The organism is Mesorhizobium sp. M0052, from assembly GCF_040323255.1.
In the GTDB taxonomy this organism is placed as follows: Bacteria; Pseudomonadota; Alphaproteobacteria; order Rhizobiales; family Rhizobiaceae; genus Mesorhizobium.
Map to the genome: position 1 here is coordinate 49897 of NZ_JAMYUS010000003.1, position 22496 is coordinate 72392.

The following is a 22496-nucleotide window of genomic DNA, read 5'->3' on the forward strand; positions in this document are numbered from 1 at the left end:
TGCATAGGTGAGGAGACCGAGAATGCCGAGATCCCCAATGCCCTTCTTCTGGTACGAGTTGATGACCAGCGACCTCGATGCGGCGCAAGCGTTCTACACCAGCGTGGTCGGCTGGCGGGCCGAGCCCTTCGACAAGGCGCCCGGCATGCCGCGCTATATCGTGGTGAACTCCGCCGAGCGTGGCGTCGGCGGGCTGATGACCCTGCCCGAGGAAGCAGCCAGGACGGGTCTGAAGCCGGCCTGGTTCGGCTATATCCACACCAGCGATACCGATGCCTCGACCGAGGCACTGAAAGCCGCCGGCGGGGCTGTTCACCGCGAACCCGACGACATTCCCGGCGTCGGCCGCTTCTCCGTCGTCGCCGACCCGCAAGGCGCCGCCTTCATGTTCCTGCAGCCCAGTGGGCCCGACCAGCCCGTCCTTCCGGCAACGACGCCGGGCCATGTCGGCTGGCACGAGCTTTATGCGGCCGACCGCCAGAAGGCCTTCGATTTCTACTCAAGCCAGTTCGGCTGGACCGATGCCGGTAGCATGGACGTCGGCGAGATGGGCATCTATCAGACCTTCTCGGCCGGCCCTGAATCCGGCGGCGGCATCATGAACAAGCCGCAACCGCTGCCGGTGCCGGTCTGGCTGTTCTACTTCAATGTCGGCGCCATCGACGCAGCCGCCAAACGCGTCACCGACAATGGCGGCAAGATCGTCATGGGTCCGATGCCGGTTCAGACCGGCCAATGGATTGCCCAGTTCACCGATCCGCAAGGCGCCTATTTCGCGCTGATCGCGCCGGGCCGCTGACCCCCTCCGGTACTCGCCTGCACGGAAACTGCTCTCATCGCACTGCCGGTGCGATGAGAGGCGCGTCCGGGCGCGGTCACTCCGGCGCCAGCACCGCGACTTTGAGGTTCTCTTTCCTGGCGCCGCTGAGCTGGATCGTGGCTGCGCCAGGCGTCAGCTTGAAGCGCACGCTCTTGCGGATGCCGGGGCAGGTCTTCACGCCGCTGAAACCCGCTGATTTCACGGCTTGGCCATCCTGAATGACGTCGACCCAGGCCTCCTCGGACAGGCTGATCTGGAGCTCTCCTTCCGCTGGCACGGCCACGTTTGCCGTCGCGCCGAACGTGCCGGCTGCCGGCGCGCGTTGCGGTGAGACCGTGAAGCTGACCGCATCGACGGGCTCCAGCGCCATATCCGCGGCTTCGCCGAAAGCAAGAGAGGCACCGGACTGCGCGGCGGGCGCTGCCGGAAACAGTTCCTGCTCGCGTGTCACCGGCCATTTGAAGGCATCGCAGCCAGCATCAGCGGCCATGGCGAAACTGGTGCTTGCGAGGATTGCGAACAGGCTGATGGCGGCTTTTTTCATGGCGAAGGAACCCGTCTGGTTTGGAGTGTCTACTCGCAGATATACAACCTTAACGAGATCTATGCAACCATAACGAGAGCAAATTTCGAAGTCAGACTGGAAATAATTGCAATCACCGATTGTTGATGACAGGCCATGGGAAGTGAATGGTCCAGCGCCGGGTGATGATTTATGGCCGGGCCACATGGTTGGAAAAATGGAGTTTAGATGAAGCTTTTTGACGGTCTCGCCAGATTTCAGCCGCAGGCACTCGGCGTCCTGCGCATCATGACGGCCCTGCAGTTCCTCGAGCATGGCTCGCAGAAACTGTTCAATTTTCCGGTCAGCGCCGAGCCTCACGCTCTTAGCGGCCTGACGGCGACGGCAGGCATCCTGGAGTTCGCCGGTGGCATCCTGCTGGCGCTCGGTCTGTTCACCCGCCCGGTCGCGTTCCTTCTGGCCGGCGAGATGGCCATCGCCTATTTCATGGCGCACTATCCGCGCGACTTCTTCCCGGTCAACAACGGCGGCGATGCGGCGATCTCCTTCTGCTTCATCTTCCTCTATCTGGTGTTTGCCGGCGCCGGCGCTTTCGCGCTCGACAACCGCCGCAGCACCTGACGCGCCTAATGCATGTCGCCCAAAAGTGCGCAGCGGTTTTGGGATAACGACTTGCACCAAGAATCTGAAGCGCCTCGGCGAAGCCGAAGCGCTTCAGGCGCGCATTCGCTCGAAGTTCGCGTCAAAGAGCGGCGCTGCCTGAACGCGCGCCGCGTGGCGCTTGCCCAAAAGTTCGATTTCGAAGCCGTCGCTCTTGTCTGCGATCTCCTTCGGCACATAGCCGATGGCGACGGATTTCTTCGAGTGATGCGCATAGCCGCCCGACGTTACCCAGCCGCGCACCGCGCCATCGTACCAGATCGGCTCGTCGCCGATGACATCGGCATCGTCGGCATCGAGGATAAATGTGCGCAGCCTGAGCTTGCCGCCCTGCTTGCGCTCGGCAAGAGCGCCGGTTTTACCGATGAAATCGGCATCCTTGCCATAGGCGACGAAACGGTCGAGCCCGGCCTCCAGCGGCCCGTAGATCGGCCGGTATTCGCGCGCCCATGAGCCGTAGTTTTTCTCCAGCCGCAGCGCATTGAGCGCGCGCGAGCCGAACAGGCCGAGGCCGAATTCCGCGCCTGCCGCCATCAACGCCTGGAAGGCAGCGCGCTGATATTCCGGCGCCACCCAGATCTCGTAGCCGAGATCGCCGGTGTAGCTGACGCGGCCGACCAGGCACGGCGCCATGCCGATGTCCATTTTCGCGACGGCCATGAAGGGGAATGCTGTGTTGGCGACATCCGCGCGGCTGACCTTTGCCAGCACCTCCCTCGCCTTGGGTCCGGCGATCGCCAGACCGGTCAGTTTCTGCCCCAGCGCCTCCATGCGCACTGAGCTATCCGCAGGTAAATGCGCCTCGAACCAGCGCATATGATACTGCTCGGCGATACCGGAGCCGGCGATGAACCACTCGGTCCCGTTGGAATTGGGGGCACCGATATTGGCCAGCGTGAAATCGCCGATGAGCTTGCCGTCATCCTTCAGCATCGGCGCCAACGTCATGCGGCCTGGCTTGGGCAACTTGCAGGCAAAGATCCGGTCGAGCCAAGCGGCCGCCCCTTCTCCCGTCACCTTGTATTTGGCGAAGTTCGAAATCTCCGCCAGGCCGACGCTTTCACGAACCGTCGCGACCTCATTGGCGACATGGGAAAAATCGCTGGAACGCCGCCACGAGAATTCGTCCCTGACACCCTCGGGCGCATACCACAGCGGCACTTCCAGCCCATAGGACACACCCCATTGCGCACCCTTGGCCGACAGCAAATCGTAGATCGGCGTCGTCTTCAGCTGCCGCCCGGCAGGCAGCTCCTCATTGGGGAAGCGGATCGAGAAGCGGCGCGAATAATTCTCGCGCACCTTGGCGTTGGTGTAGGCCATCGTCGCCCAGTCGCCATAGCGCGCGACATCCATGGCCCAGATGTCGGCGCCGGGATCGCCCTCGATCATCCAGTTGGACAGCGCCAGGCCGACGCCGCCGCCTTGTGAAAAGCCCGCCATGACCCCGCAGGCGACCCAGAAGCCCGGGAGGCCGCGCACCGGCCCGACCAGCGGATTGCCGTCCGGCGCGAAGGTGAAGGGCCCGTTGATGATCTGCTTGATGCCTGTCCTCTCGAAGGCCGGGAAATGCCGGAAGCCGACTTCGAGCGACGGCGCGATGCGGTCGATATCCGGCTCCAGCAGTTCATGGCCGAAATTCCACGGTGTCTGGAATTCGGACCACACCTTGTTGGCCTTCTCATACGTGCCCATCAGCATGCCGCCGCGCTCCTGGCGCAGATAAAGCTCGCCATCGAAATCGACGGCGTGGATGATCTCGGTGCCGGTCTTGGCGTTCCACGCCGCAACCTCGGGCATATCCTCGGTGATCAGGTACATGTGCTCCATGGCCAGCACCGGCAGTTCCAGCCCGACCATGCGGCCGACCTCGCGCGCCCATAACCCGCCGGCATTGACGACATGCTCGGCCACCACTTCGCCCTTGTTGGTGATGACCCGCCACATCCCGTCGGGCCGGCGCACAATGTCTTCCACCTTGGTGAAGCGCTCGACCTCGGCGCCAAGCTTGCGCGCGGCCTTGGCGTAGGCATGCGTCACGCCGGAGGGATCGAGATGGCCGTCTTCCTTGTTGCGAACGGCGCCGACGAACTGCTTGGGATCAATCAGCGGCATCAGCTCGGCCGCTTCATTGGCCGATATTTCTTCAAGGTCGATGCCGAGGTAACGCCCTTTGGCGACGACGCCGCGCAGCCATTCGAGCCGCGCCTCGGTTGCCGCCAGAAGCACGCCGCCGGTCAGATGTACGCCGGTCGCCTGTCCCGACAGCTCCTCGATCTCCTTGTAGAGCGAGATCGTGTATTTCTGCAGCTTGGCGACGTTGGGGTCGCCATTGATCGTGTGCATGCCGCCGGCCGCATGCCAGGTCGAGCCCGAGGTCAGCTCGTCGCGCTCCAGCAGCACGACATCGGTCCAGCCATGACGCGCCAGATGGAACAGCACGGAGCACCCGACGACGCCACCGCCAATGACCACGACCTTTGCATGCGATTTCATGAGTTTTGCTCTGTTATCAATGAGTTGAGGAGATAAGGTGAATCAGAAAGGCAGCGCCGCGCGCCGATGTTGAAAAAGTCACGGCTCGCCCTGCCCGATCGCTTCCTTGCGCCTGGCCACATACGCCTCCAGCGCCTCGCGCACGGCGATATCCATCACCGGCTCGACATAGTCTTCCAGCGCCTTCTTCCACAGCCGGGTCGCGCGCGCCGTGGTGTCGAGGCCGCCGGCTTCCTGCCAGGCCTCGTAATTCTGCCAATTGGACAGCATCGGCTGGTAGAAGGCGGTGGCATAGCGTTCCAGCGTGTGCGGTTCGCCGAAGAAATGGCCGCCGGTCGGCACCGCGCCCAGCGCCTCGACAGCAAGCTCCGCCTCGTCGACGACGATCGGGCGCAGGAATTCCATCATGTGCTGGATCATCTCGACATCGATGATGAGCTTTTCGAACGATGCCGTCAGCCCGCCTTCCTGCCAGCCGGCGGCATGATAGACGAGGTTGCCGTGGCCAAGCACAGCGCCCCACAGCGCCATCAGCGTCTCGTAGGCGCCTTGCGCGTCCGCCGCATTCGATGCCGACCCCGGTGTCGTGCGGTAGGGCAGATTGTAGCGCCGCGCCAATTGCCCCGAGGCGATGTTGGCCTTGGTGTTCTCCGGCGTTCCGAAGGCCGGCGCGCCCGACTTCATGTCGACGTTGGAGGTGAAGGCGCCGTACATCACTGGCGCGCCGGGGCGCACCAGTTGCGTCAGCACCACGCCGAACAGCGCCTCGGCATTCTGCTGCGCCAGGGCGCCGGCGAGCGTCACCGGGCTCATCGCGCCCATCAGCGTGAACGGCGTCACCGCCACCGACTGGCCGAACTCAGCCATGGTCATCAGCCCTTCGGCCATCATCTCGTCGAAACGCCGCGGCGAGTTGACCGAGATGATGGTGGCAATGCCGGGATCATCGCGCATCTCGTCCAGCGTCAGCCCGCGCGCGATTGCCATCATCTCGATGCCGTCCAGCGCCCGGCCTCGTCCGATCGCCGAGACATGGAACGATTTGTCGGTCAGCGTCAGATTGGTGAAATAGGTATCCATGTGCCTGGTGTTGGCCGGCAGTTCCACCGGCGCGCAGACCTGGTTGCCGAGCATGTGGATGCAGTTGAAATGCTGCGCCAGCCGGGTCAGATCGGCATAGTCGTGCAAGTTTCCGGCGCGCCGGCCGCGCTCCATGTCGTGCACATTGGGCGGCCCGGCGACGAGGGTGAAATTGATCGTGTTGCCGCCGAGATGAATGGTGTTGGCGCGATTGCGCGGCGTCAGCCGATAGCTGGACTGCGTGGTCTTCAGCGCCTCGGCGACAAGGCCCCGGTCGATGCGGACGTTCGCCGTTGCATGGTCGACCTTTGCGCCCGCCTTCTCGAACAGCGCCAGCGCCCGCTGAGACATCACCTCGATGCCGAAATTTTCCAGAATATGCATCGACGCCTGGTGGATCGTTTCGACCTGGTCGACTGAGAGCATCGCCATCGGCGGATAGGGATTGGTCACCCGCCGCAGTGGAAGTTGCGGGATGGCGGCAGGCCCCCGGTTGCTGGTTCGCTCCGCGCCGCGCTTTCGTCTTGGTTCATTCATGCCTGGCATCAGAGCGCCGGCATCCGGATATCGCTGTCAGAAATCCGCCCTTCGCGGGCGTGATTTTAGCCAAGGCGGCATTTTTGAATTCGTATGGAGACAGAGGCGACGCAAAAGGTCGGAATAATGATACAGGTCCCACTCAGCGGAGCCGGGCCGGCAAGCCGTTAAGAAACGCCGCAAGATTCCCTTTATGATTTCAGCCTATCCGTCTTCCATGCGTAGTTCGAATTTGAGTAAAATTGTAGCGGTTGGCGTGCTGCTGGCTTTGCCGGCCTGCGCGACGCCGCCCAACCATATCAACAATGTCTGCGCCGTCTTCGACCAGAACGACGGCTGGTTCGACAACTGGCAGTCGGCCGCCGAGCGCGCCTCGCAGAAATACGGGGTCCCCGTCCCCGTGCTGATGGCGACGGTGCGCAAGGAATCCGGTTTCAAGAGCAATGCCAGGCCGCCGCGTACCAAACTGCTCGGCTTCATTCCGTGGAAACATGTCTCGTCAGCCACTGGTTTCTCGCAGGCGCTCGACGGCACCTGGTCGCAATATCAGAGCGAAACCGGCAGTTGGGCGGCGAGGCGGACCAAGTTTGCCGATGCCGTCGATTTCGTCGGCTGGTATCATTCCAAGACATCAGACACGTTCGGCGTCGCCCGCAACGACACCTACAATCTCTACCTCGCCTACTATCTCGGCTGGACCGCCTACGGCCGTGGCAACCGTGGTGACGCCGGCGTGCAGGGCTATGCCAGGGCGACCGAAAAGATGGCCCGCGACTATGCCGAACAGCTGCAGCAATGCGGCAGCTGACGTTGCCAAGCGGTCTTGCAGCCACGCAGTTTGCGATCGAAGCGGAACTCAGCCATTCATTCGCTTGGGATCAGGTGGAGGATCGACCTCCCTCCCTTTACCGCTGCCGTCGACAGCTTTCGGTCAAACGTCGCCAATTGGCCGTCACGCGCCTTGGCGAGTCCCAACAGATAGCTATCCGTTACCTGTGCCGGGGTGAGGATCCTAGCTGCATCGATGTCGTTGGAACCGACAAGGCTGATCTCGTCAGGCCAGAACTGATGTCCTGAAAGGGCATGCAGCTTGCCGACAATCTGCGCCACCACGGCGGGAGAACCCGGAGAATTGGGGTATTTCGGGTTGCTTACAATCCTGATGACGCCATTCTCGGTAATGGGACATGTTGCCCATGATAAATGCCCGGTGGATTGGAACCACCGATGGGCATCTTCATGCGCGACGTGAGCTGGATCGATCAACGCAATCAACACATTGACGTCGAGCAGGAAGGTCACGCCAATTCGTCGCGAAGCGCATTGACCATTTCGAGATCGACCATCGGGCCGTCGGGCCGCGATGCAAGCAAGGGGATGCCGTTGCGTTCACCGCCGGTCGGTGGCCTGCGCAGTGAGCGGCGAGCCAGATCGGAAATGACATCGCCAACGCTGCGATCCTGCTGTCGCGCCATGGCCTTGGCGGCAAGGAGGACATCGTCATCGATTGCAAGTGTGGTTCTCACAATATGCTCCCTATCGCGCATCAAACATCACGCATCACATAAAGCAATGGACAGCAATATTCAAGCGAACGTAGCTGTCGTTCCTTGAGCTATGGCGACGCTGCGGCAATGCGCCAACGAGCGGCATTGCCTCTATGGCTGGTCAGCTCGGCTTCTTGCCATGCGGGCGCTTCGGCGGTTCGCCGGCGAAACCGGGCCCGATCCCATCCGGTGCGTCTTCCGGCACGCCCTCATGCGCTGCGTGTTCCCTGTCGAACTTGATCACCGGCTCCATCGTCGCCAGCACATCGTCCGACAGCCAGCACAGGCTCATATGGCCATCGCCGAGATGCTTCACCGGCGGCACCTTGGTCTCGCACAGATTGTCCGGCACCAGCCTCTTGTAGCCGCAGCGCGTCTGGAACGGGCAGCCGCTCGGCGGGTTCATTGCGGACGGGATATCGCCTTCAAGCACGATGTGCCGTTTGACCACGCTGGTGTCGGCGATCGGGATAGCCGACAGCAGCGCCTCTGTGTAGGGGTGATAGGGTGGCGCGAAGATCTGGTCGGTCGTGCCCTGCTCGACGATGTAGCCGAGATACATGACGACGACGCGGTCGGCGATGTAGCGCACGACGGACAGATCGTGGCTGATGAACAGCATCGTCGTCTTGTTCTTGCGCTGGATGTCCATCAGCAACTCGGTCACCGCCGCCTGCACCGAGACGTCGAGTGCCGACACCGGCTCGTCGGCCACCACCACCTTGGCATCGCCGGCAAAGGCACGCGCCACGCCGATGCGCTGCTTCTGGCCGCCTGAGAGCTGACGCGGCTTGCGCGTCTCGAAGGCCCGCGGCAGCTTCACCAGGTCGAGCAGCTCCAGCATGCGCTTGCGCCGCTCGGCGACATTGTTGCCGACTTTGAATTTTTCCAGCGTGCGGATGATCTGCGAACCGACGGAGTGGCTGGGATTGAGTGTATCGAACGGGTTCTGGAACACCATCTGGATCGACGACACCGTTTCGACGCTGCGCTTCTCGATGCCGGTCGACTGGATCTCCTTGTTGCCCAGCGTCACTGTGCCGGCACTTGCCGTCTCCAGCCCCAGCAGGACCTTGGCCAGTGTCGACTTTCCGCAGCCGGACTCGCCGACGATGGCGACGGTCTCGGATTCGCGCGCCATGAACGAGATCGTCTCATTGGCCTTGACCACGCGGCCTTCGCTGGAGCCGAACACTTCGCTGCCGCCGACCTTGTAGTATTTTCTCAAATCCTCGATCTTGAGCACCGGCGCGCCGGGCACGACCTTCTCATTGACCTTCTTGGCGCCGGGAGGCAGCGCTTCCCAGTCGATCTCGTTGAAGCGCACGCAGCGCGAGAAATGCCCTTCGTGACCGGCGACCTCAATCATCGGGATTTCGGCGGCATTGCAGACGCCCTCAACGAAATGGTGGCAGCGCGGGCCGAAATTGCAGCCCTTGGGCCGCTCATGCGGCAGCGGCAACTGGCCGGGGATAGAGATCAGCGGCCGCGAATTCTTGTCGGCGCCCGGCAGCGGAATCGAGCGGAACAGCCCTTGCGTATAGGGATGGCGCATCCGGTCGAACACGTCCTTGATCTTGCCGGTCTCGACCGCTTCGCCCGAATACATCACCGTGATGCGGTCGCAGGTCTCGAGGATGAGGCCCAGATTGTGCGACACGAAGATCATCGACGTGCCGAACTTCTCGCCCAGCCCCTTGACCAGTTCGACGATGCCGGCCTCCACCGTCACGTCGAGCGCCGTCGTCGGTTCATCGAGCAGAAGCAGCGCCGGCTTCGACAGCAGCGCCATGGCAATGACGATGCGCTGCTGCTGGCCGCCGGACAGCTGGTGCGGATAGGAACGCATCATGCGTTCGGGATCGGGCAATCTCACCGAGCGCACCATTTCGAGCGCCCTTTTGTAAGCCTCTTCCTTCGACACCTTGTCGTGGATCAGCGGCACTTCCATCAATTGCTGGCCGACCTTCATCGCCGGATTGAGGCTCGCCATCGGCTCCTGGTAGATCATGGCGATCTTGTTGCCGCGGATGGAGCGCAACTCCTCGTCGGACAGCTCGCCCATGTCCTTGCCCTGGAACTTGATCTTGCCGCCGACGATCTTTCCGATGTTGGAGAGGTCGCGCATGATGCCGAGCGACACGGTCGACTTGCCGCAGCCGGACTCGCCGACGATGCCCATGGCTTCGCCCGGCATCACCGTGCAGGAAAAGTCCATGACGGCGGGGATCTCGCCCTTGCGGGTGAAGAAGGAGATCGACAGGTTCTCGATCTCGATGATCGGCGCAGCGCTTGGCCCAAGGGTCGGGTTGCCGGGATTTCGAACTGCCTCATTCATGGGTCGCTCCAATCCTATTTTCATGCTCGCGGGCCGAAACCCGCAGATCAGTCTTTCATCGATTGTTCGCGCAGCGAGTCGGCAAGCAGGTTCAAGCCCAGCACGAACGACATCAGCGCGATTGTCGGCGGCAGCGCCGGGTGGATGAAGGAGCGCAGCAGGCGGCTGGCGTCCTTGATTGCGGTGCCCCAATCCGGGCTCTCCGGCGCCAGACCCAGCCCGAAATAGCCGAGCGTGCCGAGCAGGATCGTGGTGTAGCCGATGCGCAGGCAGGCATCGACGATCAGCGGTCCGCGCGCATTGGGCAGGATCTCCCACAGCATGATGTACCAGGGCGATTCACCGCGCGTCTGCGCCGCCGCCACATAGTCGCGCGTCTTGATGTCCATCACCAGGCCGCGCACGATGCGGAACACGCCGGGGCTTGAAGCAAACACCACCGCCACGAAGATATTGAGCTGGTTGGGGTCGATGTGGATGATCTTGAACGGATCGGCATCGAAGACCAGGCCGGCATAGACCCAGCCGCCGATGATCAGCGTCAGCCCGAGCAATATATAGAGGCGGTCCGGCCGGTTCTTGTAGCGCGTCCAGAACAGTACGGAAAAGAATATGATCGGGAACAGGAAGAACAACCCGGCCATGGCGTAGGGGATGGGTGTATCCATGATGCCGGGCGTCACCAGCAGGTAGAACAGCAGGATCACCGGGAAGGCCAGCACCAGATTGGCCAGGAACGACAGCACAGTGTCGATCCGGCCGCCATAGTAGCCGGCGGGCAGACCGAGCGTAATGCCGACCATCAGCGCGAAACCGGTCGCCGCCGGTGCGATGATCAGCACGATCTGGCTGCCATAGACCATGCGCGAAAAGACATCGCGGGCGAGCTTGTCGCCGCCGAAATAGTAGATGAGTTTCGATACCGGCTCGAGCGCGCCCGGCAGCGCATCCTTCATGATCGGGACCTGGGCGAGCGGATCGAAGGGCGCGACGGTCGACGCGAAGATTGCCGTGAACAGCCAGAACAGGCAGATGCCGACACCGACTATGCCGACGCCGCTATCGAACAACTGGCCGTAGAGGCCGAGCCTTTTCTTGTAGGTGAAGCTCACCCCCATCACCAGGGCAAGCCCTAACCAGACTGGCCAGAAACGCCCAATCACGCCGAGCACGACATTGAAGGCACCGATATATTCGACCTGCATCTGCCCCAGCCCCCTATTGAACTCTGATACGCGGATTGAGGAACGCGTAGCCGACATCCGAAATGAGCTGCGTGATCAGCACGATGAACACCGAGACCAGTGAACAGCCAAGCAGCAGATCGATGTCGTTGTTGCCGGCGGCCTCGACCAGCGTGTAGCCAAAGCCCTGGTAGCGGAACATCACCTCGACGATGACGACGCCGGTAAGCAGCCAGGGAAATTGCAGCATGATGACGGTGAAGGGCGCAATCAGCGCATTGCGCAGCGCGTGCTTGACGACGACGCTGCCGAAGGAAAGCCCTTTCAGCCGGGCGGTGCGGATATATTGCTGCGTCATCACCTCGACCATCGAGGCGCGTGTCATGCGGGCGATGTAGCCGATGCCGTAGATCGCCAGCGTCATCACCGGCAGGGTGAAATTGTAGAAGGTGATGCCCTGGCTTGCCGAGGCGGCCGAACCGTTCAGCCAGCCGAGCCAGGAGGCGAAGATGACGGTGAAGATGACGCCGGACACATATTCGGGCGTCGCCGTCGACGCGATCGATGCGACGGACAGCGTTCGGTCCGTTCGCGAGCCCTCGCGCATGCCGGCCAGGATGCCAATCAGCAGCGAAATTGGCACCATCACCAACAGCACGCAGAGCATCAGAATGCCGGTGGCGGCGAGTGCGGGGAAGAGCTTTGACGCAACGGAGGTTTTGAACTTGGTCGAGCAGCCGAAATCACCTTCCAGGATGCCGGAGAATTTCGGCTCCAGCGGATCGTTGCAGAAGGAGAAACGCTGCGTCGGCTTGCCGGTCGCCGGATCGGTCACCGGTTGCTTCGGGACGACGCCCAGCCATTGCCCGTAGCGCACGAAGAAGTTCTGCCGGTAGCCATGGTTGACCAGCCAGCTTTCGAGCTGTTCGGCCGATGTGTGCATTTCGGTCTGGCTGATCGCCAGCTTCTTCAAATTCGGCTCGAGGTTGATCAGGAAGAAGACGATCATCGTCAGGCACAGCATCGTCAATGCCATGGTGCCGAGACGCCGGATTACGAAAGAAAGCATGGCGGTCCCCTGCCGGTCTGGTTGGGGTTGGAGCCAGTTCGAAAAACCAGCTTTGCCGTTGCCGGCAGAGTTGGCCGTCAAATCGGCACTCGGATGCAATCAACCCAGTTTTATTGAACGGTCTTTCAGGAGAGTCCGCAACTTTTTGCTGCGGCGGCTTCCGGTTCTGGGCCATGCGAGGCGTGACGGGAAGGAGCGAAGCGCCCCTTCCCTGACTTCCGATCACGCCTGGTCGAGCCAGACCTTGCCGTAGTCGCGCTCGAAGGTCGGATGCATCTTGTAATTCTGCACCGCCTTGACCGAGTGGCTGTAGAGCTTGCGCCAGTATGGCTGGATCATGATGCCGGAATCCTGCAGGATCTGCTCGATGTCTTTCATCATCTCCTTGCGCTTGGCCGCATCGGCAACGGCCAATGCTGCATTGAGCTTGGCATCCCATTCGGGGTTGGAATAGGCCGACTCGTTCCACGCCTCGCCGGTGCGGTAGCCGATCGCCAGAACCTGGACACCGAGCGGGCGCATGTTCCAGTTGGTCATCGACAGCGGATACTTGGTCCAGTCGTTCCAGAACGTCGAGCCCGGCAGCACCGTGCGCTTTACCTTGAGGCCGGCGTCGCGCATCTGCGCGGCGATGGCGTCGCCGGTATTCTTGTGCCAGTCTTCGTCGACCGTGATCAGCTCATGCTCGAAGTCGGCCTGGCCGGCTTCCGCCATCAGCGCCTTGGCCTTGGCCGGATCGCGAGCGACTTTGGGCAGCTCGTAATATTCCGGGTGGATTTGGCAGACATGGTGGTTTTCAGCCACCGTGCCGGCATTTCCGTAGCCAAGCTGCAGGACGACATTGTTGTCGACCGCGAGTTGCAGCGCGTTGCGTACCTTCTGGTCGCCGTAAGGCTTGTTGTTGATGTTGGTGCGGCACACGATGGTCGACGCGGTGACGATTTCGGACTTGACCAGGTCCAGTCCGTCGAGGATCGACACATAGTCGGCCGAGGTCTCGAAATTGGTATGGACTTCGCCGGCCTCGAAGGCACTGACCATGGCTGCCGGATCGGTGCCGTAGTCGACGAATTCGATGCCGTCGAGGAACACCTCGCCGTCCCACCACTTGTTGTCCTCGCGGCGCTTGTAGACCACCTTCTGGCCGACATCGTAGGAGACGAGCTCGAACGGGCCGGTACCGATCGGGCAGGCTTTGAAGTCGCCGCCCTTCTCGTCGAAGCTCTTGTGGACGATGAGGCCGGGATAGTCGCACATGTTCGGAATGAGCGCGATATCAGCCTTGCCGAGCTTCAGCTTGACGGTGTGGTCGTCAACCTTGGTCACGGCGCTTTCGTCGAGCTTGTCGTCCTTGACCAGCGTGCCGAGACGGCCAGGCATGGAATTGCCCTCGGCCTTCTTGTCGGCCCAGCGCTTGAGATTGAAGATGACGTCATCGGCGGTGAAGGCATCGCCATTCGACCAGGTCACACCCTTGCGCACATGCAGCGTGTACTCGGTGGCGTCGTCGTTGACCTCCCAGCTCTCCAGAAGGTACGGGCGGAACGTGTATTCGCTGGTGTACTTGACCAGCGGCTCAAGCGCCTGACGCTCGGCATTGGCGATTTCCGACCAGTCGGCCTTGCGCGGATCCTTGGGATCCTTGACCCATTGCGCGACTTTAAGGATGCCGCCCTTCTTGCCCTGCACCTCTTCGGCCCTGGCTTGGGTCGGCACGGCTACGCCGAGCATGCCGTAGGCCATCGCAGTCGACGCGCCGAACACGCTCGCCATGGCGAGGAACTCGCGGCGATCGACTTTGCCTGCCTTGGCTTCTTCGGCCATGGCCAGGATGTGATCGGGAACGCGATCGCCATTACTCTTGTAATTTGTCATACCTTAACTCCCATTGTTGGCTTTCCGCCTTTTAACATTCCGCATCCCTGCCGTGATGTCAAAGACGGCATGGCTACGGAACCTGTTAGGGAATGTGCAACTTTGAAAAGGGAGCGGTTCGCGTGATAACGACAGACTTGGCGCAAAAGTGCTAGCGCGCCCAGATTCCGCCGAAATCTGCTTAGGCGAGTAACTGATACATTTGGGCGGGTTGAGACAGCGCCAGTTCCGGCGGCGGTAAGGGCCAGGAACTCAATATTCCTTTTCGTAGAATATGCCGCCCTTGGCCTCGCCGCCATCGTTAGCCTCGCCACGCAGCTTGACGCCGCGCCCGACATTGAGGTCGATCGTCGCCTTGCCCGATCCTGGCCTGTCGCCTTTCTGGATCGTCACATAGGTGCGGTCATTGAGATACTTGCCCGCAGACACGGCCGTCCCGCCCTGGTCATCGGTGGTCACATCCAGGTCGTCGACGCCGATTGCACTGCGCAGGTTTTCGAGCAGCGAGGTCGAGCCGCCGACGCCGGCCAGTTGGCCGGCGGCCTCGGCCAGCTGCGCGATCTGCAGCGGCGACAGGTTCGACATAGAGCGGCCGAAAATCAGCTGCGCCAGCACCTCGTCCTCGGGCAGCGCCGGCACCGATGAGAAGTCGAATTTCGGATTGGTCGCTTCGCCCGAGACGACGATGGTGACGGTGGCGCTGGTCGTGGTCGATGTCGCGGTCAAGTTGAGGTAGGGCACCAGCGAGCCCGAAAAGCCGACCGTGCCTTCGGTAAAGGTCAGCCGCTTGCCGAGGATCGACAGCCGCCCACGCTGCAAGGTGAAGGTGCCGACCGCCTGCGGCGAAGCCGCCGGGCCGGTCAGCCTCAGCGAACCGCCGAACTCGGCATCGACACCCCTGCCCTGGATGAAGATCTGGTTCGGCGCATTGACCGTGACGTCGAGGACAAGTCCACTGCCGCCACCCCCGCTGGCCGCCGCCGGTCGCAAGGCCTTGTCCTGCGCCCGCACGGAGGCGGGCGCGTTCTTGTGCTTGACACCGAGCGCTGCCAGCGAGCCCGGCAGCTTATCGGGAACGGTGATGACGGTCTTGGCCAGGTTGACGGTGCCCGAAATCACCGGCGCCGAGGTGAGCGGCCCCTTGATGGTCAGGTCGCCGCCGAGATTGGCTGTCACCACCCTGCCGTCGGTATAGCGGCCGTCAACCAGCTTGATCGACAAATCGGCTGGGAAACCTTGCGCCGGATTGATGCCGAGGGTGCCGGAGGCCGACAGGCTGCCGCGTGTCGACAGCGTGCCGGTCAGCCGGTTGATCCGGGCAACGCCGTTGCCGATCGAAATGTCGGCGGCAATGTCGTTGACGGCAAGGCCGGAACGCGCGTCGACCAGGCGGGCGCCCGACGTGCTGACCGTGCCGCCGATCACCGGCGACGCCGCCGGGCCGCGCATCTGGATATTGACGTTGGCGGTACCGCTGAGCGACAGCCCTTGCGCCGCAAGCTTGGCGGCCAGGAAGGAAAATGGCACCTTGCCGTTGAAGTCGAGCACCAGCGCTGGTGTGCCGGCCGTCGTCACCGTACCGCCGCCCTTGAGGCCAAGCCCGGCGCCGTCGCTGATGTCAGCGTTGAAGGTGAGCTTCTTGCCGGCGAATGTTCCCGACGAAGAGATATTCATGCCGCCAAGACCGGCGCTGCGCGTCTGCGAGGTCTGCACCCCACCAGCATCGATATCGAAAGCGACAGTCGGATTGCCCGGCGCGCCGGTTACCTTGACTGTTCCTGAAATCGAACCGGCGGCCTGGAGGCCCGGCGAAAAACTGTTGGCCAGCGAAGCCGGCACCTTCGACAGCGCGGCACTGATGTCGAGTGCCTGCCCGACCTTGCCGGTCACCGTCGCCGTGCCGCCACCGAGATTGAGCACCAGCTTGTCCAGCGTCGTGGTGCCGTTCGCGATGCTGACGGTCGAGGCCTGGGCGATGGCCGCCTTGATGCCCTGCACCGTGGCCTGGCCGGAAGCGAGTTCGATGGTGGTGGTGCCGCCAGCCACCTTTACCCTGCCCGCAGCCTTCGCCGGAATGCCCTTGACGGTGGCGCCGCCGGAAAACCCGGTCCATTCGCCGTCGCGCTTCAAATCGACATCGATGCCGCTGATGGCGGTGCCACCGGAAATAACGCTGTCGGCGCGAATTTTGCCCGAGATGACCGGCGCGGCGAGATAGTTGGCGACCAGCGCATCGATTGACACCGTCTTCGCCTGCAGGTCGCCGCGCGTGATCGAAGCGGTCGCAGCCTTGACCGCGACGTTCGGGCCATCCGCGGTCTTGGAGAATGCAATAGTGCCGCGCACATCGCCTTCGGCCTTTTCCAGCGCCAGCGCCGCCAGCGGCCCGATATCCGGCAGGTCGAGCGCGATGGTGCCGACCGGCACGAAAGCCTCGTCGAGCGCAAGGTCGCCGGAAATCCTGTTCTTGCCGAGTGACAACAGCAGTCCGTTGATGGCGCTCTTGCCGTCCGCCGTCGCCAGCACCGCGCTACCTTGCAGCGCCTGTCCAGCGACATTGCCGGTCAGTTGCACATTGGCCGCCGGATTGGCGGCATCGGCCTTGCCGGTGGCGGTCAGCTTCAACCCGGTGATTTCGCGTTCCGCCACCAGCAGCCGGTCGCTGTTGACCGTCAGCGACAGGTCCGGCGCCAGGCTGGGCCCCTGCGCGTTGAGTGCAAAGCTGATCGCGCCTTTGGCATCTTTCGACAACAGTGAGATGTCGGCCAGTGCACCCTTGATATCTGCGCTGAGCTTGTTGTCGGCGAGACTGGCCTGACAGTCCGCGGTCAGTGCGCCCGACGCCAGTCTGACCGGATTGGCGCTGACATTGCCATTGGCATCCCGCTTCAGCGTGGCGCTGAGCTGCGTGCGCTCTGCCAGCACGCCGCGCGCCGCAGCCGGCAATGCCGCGGACAGCACGTCGGCGTTGAGGTTGAGGTCGATTGCTCCATCGGCAAAGCCGACACGGCCATTGAAGGCACTGCCCAGCGCATCGGCCTGCACCGAGCCGCTGTCGATGGTGATCGCGTCCGCCGCCAGGGTGCCGGCGATCTTGGCGGTGATCTTGCCGGCGATCAGCGGCGCGATGGTCGGATTGTCCAGACCGATCTTGTCCGCCGTCACCGTGCCCGAGATCGGACCGGTTCGGCTTTTCATATCAAATGCATCGGAATGCAGCGCAAGCGCAATGCCCTCGACCTTGGCGTCATCCGTCGCCACCGAAGGCAGTACCGCCGAGATGTCGAGCTTGGCTTGCGCAGCCTGCCCGGCCGCCTTCACCGACAGCGCCTGCAATTCGAGCTTGATCGGGCTTTCCGCGCTGCCCAGCGTCAACGGCAGGCTCGGACCGGACGATGTCAGATCGAGCGCGAAATCGCTGGCGCCGTTCGGGTTGACGGTGCCGGCTGCCTTGCCGGAGATTTTTTGGCCCGACAGCGTCGCCTGATCCAGCACGATGCCGCCGGCCGTCGAATAGCTGCCGGCCGCATCGACATCGAGCGGTCCGAGCCCGGCCTGACGGGTCTGGCTGGTCTCGGCGCCGGCCAGTTTTGTATTAAAGCGAATGTCGGGATTTGCTGACGGCCCGGTGATTTGCGCCGTGCCGTCGAGCGTGCCCGCGGCATCGAGGCGGGGCGAAAAGCCATTGGCAAGCGCAGCCGGCAGCGCCGAGAAGGTCGCCGCCAGATCGAGCGTCTGGCCCGCCGTGCCCGACAGCGTCACCGAGCCGCCGCCGAGATCGACTACCAGCCTTTGAATGTTGGTTATGCCATCGGCAATGGTCAGGCTCGACGGCTCGGCGATCGCCACCTTGATGCCGCGCACCGTCGCCTCGCCGGACGCGATCTCGACGCTGGTCGCGCCGCCGGCAATCTTCGCCCGCCCGGCAGCTGTCGCCGGAATGCCTGATATGGTTGCTCCGCCGGTGAAATTCGTCCAGTCGCCGTCACGCTTGAGGTCGACGCCGATGCCGCTGACGACGGTCGTTCCCGAGGTCACGCTCTCGGCCTTGATCGTGCCGGAGATCGCCGGGCTGGTGAGATAGTTGGCGATCAGTGCGCTGACGGTGACTGCCTTGGCTGCCACATCGCCGCGCGCGATCGACACGCTGGCTGCATTGATGGCGACGGTGGGCGCCTCGCCGTCTTTGGAGAACACCACGGTGCCGCCGATATCGCCGGCCACCGTCTGCCCGGCCAGCGACGCCAGCGGCGCGATGTCGGGGGCGGAGATCGTCAGCGTCCCCAGCGGCAGGAATTTTTCATCGAGCGCGAGGTCGCCCGACACCTTGTTGTCGCCCAGCGCTACGCTGAGCCCCTTGATGGAGCGCTTGCCGTCGCTCGTCACCAGCGCCGCCTTGACGGCGAGCGGCTGTTCGTCGACCGCGCCGGTCAGCGAGACATCTGCGGCCGGGCTCACAATGTCGGCCTTGCCCGATGCGGTCAGCTTGATGTCCTTGACGGTGCGGCCGGAGGCCGTCAGGCTGGCACTGTCGGCCGAAACCGAGAAATCCGGTGCGTTGCGCGCGCCGCTTGCCGTCAGCGCGAAATCGACCCCGCCGGCGATCGGCACGCCGACCAGCGAAGACAGCACCGAGACGTCGCCGAGCTTGCCCTTGATGTCGGCCTGGATATCGCTGCCTTGCGCGCTGGCGGTGCCGCTGGCGCTCAGCGAACCGGAAGTGAGTTCGATCGAGTTGGCGGCGAAAGAGCCCTGCGGATCGCGCGTCGCGGTCGCCGAGAATTTGACCCGTTCGCCAAGCAGCGAACTGATCTGCGGCGGCAGCGCCGTCGACACAGCATCCGCATTCATCTTCAGCGTCATGGCGAGATCGGCCAGCGTCACCTTAGCCGTCAGCCCGGCATTGAGAGCATCGCTGCGCAGCGTGCCTTCGTCGAGCGAAATCTCGTCCCTGCTGATCGAACCGGCAAGAGAGGCCGTCAGCTTGCCGGTGATCAGCGGCGCCAGCGTCGCCACGTCGGTCTTCAGCCCGGCGGCCGCCAGACTTACACTGACCGGGCCGCTGCGGCTCTCGATGTCGAAACCGTCGGAATGGATCTTCGCATCCAGATTGTTCACCTGAGAGCCGCCCGCCACCACCGAGACCAGTGAAGCGCTGGCGTCAATCATCGGCGCCTTGCCGTCACCGAAGGCGCGCGCGGTCACATTGTTGATGGCCACCATGATCGGCTGCGCCGGGGTACCGACATTGACCGTGACCGGCTTGGCTTTGGCCACCAGTTCGACCGAAAGGTCACTGGCGCCCTTGGGGTCGACCATGCCGGCAGCGGTGCCATGAACTGCGTCGCTCTCGATCGCAGCGCGCTCGATGTCGACGCCGCCGGCTGCGGTCGCGGTGCCGGCGAGGTCGAAACTGGTCTTGCCGGCAAACAGCGACTTGAACCGTTCCGGCAGGAACCCTTCGAACGAACCGTCGCCCTTGGCCTCGATCCGGTTGCCTTTGTCGGTCAGCTGGTGCCGGCCGGTGAGCTGGGTAACGATCTGCCCATCGACCATGAAGGTGCCGACGCCGCTCCAGTTGGCCAGCGGCCCGGTGCCCGAGACGACGATGTTGACCGGCGGCGCGCCGGGCAGTTTAAGGAGATTGGCGATGATGCCGCCGGCCGGCTCGGAAGCCTTGAGATCGAGGTCGAGCTTGTTCTCATCCGGCGCGAAGTGGATGTTGGCGTCGACATTGCCTTGCTTGCCGTCATGGCGGGTAACGTTGAGCACCGTCTGGATCGCCAGCGGCGACGCATCGACCTTGGCCGATCCCTTGGCCGCAAGCTCGGCAATGCCGCTGCCGGCAAGTTGCTGGCCAAGCGCGATCTCCGGCAAATCGATCGCTCTGATATCAAGCGAAACCGGCAGGCCACCCGACCCGCTCTGGCTCGGCACGGTGCTCGCCACAGGCAGCCGTGCCAGTTCTATCCGTTCGGCCGCTATGCGGTCGGCGCTGAAATTCTTCGACAACAGCGCCAGCGGCGACCAGTCGACGGCCACCTTGCGGGCCACCAGCCAGGCGCCCTCGCGGTCTTCCAGCACGACATGGTCGACCGTCAGCGCGCCGGACCAGATACCGTTAATGCCGCTGACCGTGACTTTGCTGTCCCCTGACGAGGCCATGTCAGAGATGATGCCGGCGAGATTTTCGCGGCCGCGCTCGGTCTTGGTCAGCACGACCAGCGCGCCGATGCCCGCCGCCGCCACGATCAGCAGCGTGTAGAAAAACAGGCGAAGGATGCGTTTCAAAATCTTCATCGTCAGAACGCCTGTCCGATGCCGGCATAGATGCCGAAACGCGGGTCGCCACGGTCGCGGTTGAGCGGCACGGCGGCGTCGATGCGCAGCGGCCCGAACGGCGTGATGTAGCGCAGGCCAACGCCCGCGCCGACCTTCACGTCGGAAAAGTCCGGCGTCGCTGTGGTCGAGACAGTGCCGGCGTCGACGAACGGCACGATGCCGATCGTGTCGGTCAGCGCAATGCGCATTTCGACCGATGTTTCGAAGAAGGAAAGCCCGCCGATCGGCTGATTGTCGATGTCCTTCGCTCCGATGCCCTGATAGGCATAGCCCCGCACCGAGCCGCCACCGCCGGAATAGAAGCGCCTGTCGGCTGGAACGTTCTGAAGGCCGGTGCCGACGATCGAACCCAGCGCGACGCGTTCGGCAAGCACGAATTTCGAGGCCGTGTCGAGCGACTGATAGGCCGACCCCTCGCCCCTGAGCTTGAGGAAGGCGGCGCCGCTCAGAATGTCGTAGCTCGGTTCGGCATAGGCCAGAACCCTGAAGCCGCTGGTCGGATTGAGCCGGTTGTCCCTGTTGTCATAGACATACTGCAGCGGAATGCTGGCGATCAGGTATTTGTGCTTGCCGAAGGCGTCCGTGATCCTGGAATAGTCGAGCGCGACTTCAGCCGAAACCGTCTGCTTCTTGTCGATCTCATAGGACAGGCCGGTGCTGCCCTTGACCGAAAAATGGTCGTAGGCGTCGGGATGTTCGAGTACGGTCTTGACGCTGGCGATGAATTTCGAGGCCGGCCCGACCACCCCCGGCTTCTCGAACATGATGCCGGCATTGTAGTTGAGTTCGCTGAGATCGTTGCTGCCGATGCCGCTGATCTTGCCCTCGATGCGCAGCTTTTCGGCCCGGCCGAACAGATTTCGGTGGCCCCAATAGCCTTCCAGGCCTAGCCCTTCGGTGTTGGAGAAAGTGCCGCCGACGCCGAAATAGCGTGGTTTGCGCTCGCTGACCTGAACGCCGATCGGAATGTTGCCGTCGGCGTCGAGACTGTCGGCTTCCTTCAGCGTCACGCTGTTGAACACTTCGAGCCTCAGCAGCCGGTCGCGGGCACCGTCGATCTCGTCAGGCGAATATCGCCGGCCGCGTTTCAGCCCGGTCATATATTCGGCGAACTCGCGATCGACCTTCTCGGTGCCATCGACGGTGGTATCGCCATAGCCGGCAACCGGCCCGGCGGCCACCGTCAGCGTCACGTCGAGCGTCGAGGTGGTGTGCTCGGCCACGACCTGCCGGTCGGTGATCCGGGCCAGCGGCCGGCCCTCCTGCTTCAGCGCCCGCACGATCAGCGCCTCGGCCTTGAGCACGGCGCCCGAGCCGGCATCGCCGCCGGCTATCAGGCCGAAATCGGCGCTCGCCAGCCCGGCGGCATCGCCCTCCAGCCTGATATTGCCGAGTGTGAATTTGGGCCCGCTGGCGATGCTGACCACCACCGGGATCGGCTGCGGACCCGTGAATTCGGCATCGGGCGGCAAATCGTCGAGCGCCTTGCCCTGGATGGTGATGGTGACGACGCCTTCATAGCGGGCGTCGGCATAAAGCGCGGCGACCAGCTGTTCGCGGTCGCTACGCGCCTTTGCCAGAAGGCCGAGCGAGCCGGAAACCGGGCGGTCCTCGTCGGATTTCAGCGACGAGGCGTTTTCGAGCTTCTTGATCAGGTCCTTGTCGGCATCGGGCGCTTCGATGGTCACCGCATAGCGCAGCGGGTCGACGATATCGGCGTCTTCGTCATTCGAAGAGCCCCACAATTTGATGCCGAAGAGCTCGAAGGCGGCCGCCGACCCCGATTCGGCAACGAGCACGCTCGAGCACGCCAACGCCACAATCAGCGCGCGCGAAAGCGTGCGCCGTGGCGCACTTACCTTCGACATCTGCGCTTCATACGCCGGCATCAGGACAACCTAGGTTACAAAACTAAAATTGGAATGAAGTTTTGAAGCGCTCGTAAAGGGGCCACAATCCAATTGTCTGAAATAGGCAGGGCTTGGAATTCACACCTTCTGCGTTTTCGCAAGAAAGCGTGATCCC

General features: G+C 63.0%; 14 protein-coding genes. 3 read left to right on the forward strand and 11 right to left on the reverse strand.

Annotated features, from left to right (window positions below; all coding sequences use genetic code 11):
- Window positions 1–22: 22 nt before the first annotated feature.
- Window positions 23–799: a VOC family protein gene (locus NKJ77_RS04445; protein ID WP_023668198.1), complete on the forward strand. Its 777-nt coding sequence runs from the start codon at window positions 23–25 to the stop codon at window positions 797–799.
- 76 nt (window positions 800–875) lie between these two features.
- Here the strand turns inward: NKJ77_RS04445 and NKJ77_RS04450 are convergent, their stop codons facing one another.
- Entirely contained in the window at window positions 876–1364 is a 489-nt protein-coding gene (locus NKJ77_RS04450) for a hypothetical protein (protein WP_023668197.1), read from the reverse strand.
- A 207-nt stretch (window positions 1365–1571) separates the two neighbouring features.
- Between NKJ77_RS04450 and NKJ77_RS04455 the strand changes: the two genes are divergently transcribed.
- Complete coding sequence (locus tag NKJ77_RS04455) at window positions 1572–1964, forward strand: DoxX family protein (RefSeq protein WP_023735991.1); 393 nt, start codon at window positions 1572–1574, stop codon at window positions 1962–1964.
- Between the two features lie 93 nt (window positions 1965–2057).
- Here the strand turns inward: NKJ77_RS04455 and NKJ77_RS04460 are convergent, their stop codons facing one another.
- Complete coding sequence (locus tag NKJ77_RS04460) at window positions 2058–4499, reverse strand: GcvT family protein (RefSeq protein ID WP_352534366.1); 2442 nt, start codon at window positions 4497–4499, stop codon at window positions 2058–2060.
- Window positions 4500–4577: 78 nt separating this feature from the next.
- A complete protein-coding gene (locus tag NKJ77_RS04465) occupies window positions 4578–6116 on the reverse strand; it encodes a trimethylamine methyltransferase family protein (protein ID WP_023699648.1) in 1539 nt (512 codons plus the stop codon).
- 217 nt (window positions 6117–6333) lie between these two features.
- On the opposite strand from NKJ77_RS04465, the gene NKJ77_RS04470 reads away from it, so the two are divergent.
- Window positions 6334–6924 (forward strand): transglycosylase SLT domain-containing protein, encoded by a 591-nt coding sequence (locus NKJ77_RS04470; protein ID WP_023682203.1) that lies wholly within the window; start codon window positions 6334–6336, stop codon window positions 6922–6924.
- A 56-nt stretch (window positions 6925–6980) separates the two neighbouring features.
- Here the strand turns inward: NKJ77_RS04470 and NKJ77_RS04475 are convergent, their stop codons facing one another.
- The 8 genes from NKJ77_RS04475 to NKJ77_RS04510 all read right to left on the reverse strand — a co-directional run bounded on the left by NKJ77_RS04475 (window position 6981) and on the right by NKJ77_RS04510 (window position 22360).
- Window positions 6981–7418 (reverse strand): TA system VapC family ribonuclease toxin, encoded by a 438-nt coding sequence (locus tag NKJ77_RS04475; protein ID WP_023682204.1) that lies wholly within the window; start codon window positions 7416–7418, stop codon window positions 6981–6983.
- Complete coding sequence (locus NKJ77_RS04480) at window positions 7415–7642, reverse strand: hypothetical protein (protein ID WP_023707713.1); 228 nt, start codon at window positions 7640–7642, stop codon at window positions 7415–7417. The genes NKJ77_RS04475 and NKJ77_RS04480 overlap by 4 nt, the downstream gene beginning before the upstream one ends.
- Before the next feature lie 142 nt (window positions 7643–7784).
- Window positions 7785–10001: a dipeptide ABC transporter ATP-binding protein gene (locus NKJ77_RS04485; RefSeq protein ID WP_023668190.1), complete on the reverse strand. Its 2217-nt coding sequence runs from the start codon at window positions 9999–10001 to the stop codon at window positions 7785–7787.
- A 47-nt stretch (window positions 10002–10048) separates the two neighbouring features.
- The gene (locus tag NKJ77_RS04490; protein WP_023690814.1) at window positions 10049–11206 is read right to left on the reverse strand and encodes an ABC transporter permease; all 1158 of its coding nucleotides are present in this window, start codon (window positions 11204–11206) and stop codon (window positions 10049–10051) included.
- Window positions 11207–11219: 13 nt separating this feature from the next.
- A complete protein-coding gene (locus NKJ77_RS04495) occupies window positions 11220–12254 on the reverse strand; it encodes an ABC transporter permease (RefSeq protein WP_023668188.1) in 1035 nt (344 codons plus the stop codon).
- Window positions 12255–12476: 222 nt separating this feature from the next.
- Window positions 12477–14129 carry an ABC transporter substrate-binding protein gene (locus NKJ77_RS04500; RefSeq protein WP_023668187.1) on the reverse strand — a complete coding sequence of 551 codons (1653 nt, stop codon included), beginning with the start codon at window positions 14127–14129 and terminating at the stop codon, window positions 12477–12479.
- Between the two features lie 252 nt (window positions 14130–14381).
- A complete protein-coding gene (locus NKJ77_RS04505) occupies window positions 14382–20429 on the reverse strand; it encodes a translocation/assembly module TamB domain-containing protein (protein ID WP_352534368.1) in 6048 nt (2015 codons plus the stop codon).
- A gap of 2 nt (window positions 20430–20431) precedes the next feature.
- The gene (locus NKJ77_RS04510) at window positions 20432–22360 is read right to left on the reverse strand and encodes an autotransporter assembly complex protein TamA (RefSeq protein WP_352534370.1); all 1929 of its coding nucleotides are present in this window, start codon (window positions 22358–22360) and stop codon (window positions 20432–20434) included.
- Window positions 22361–22496: the final 136 nt, after the last annotated feature.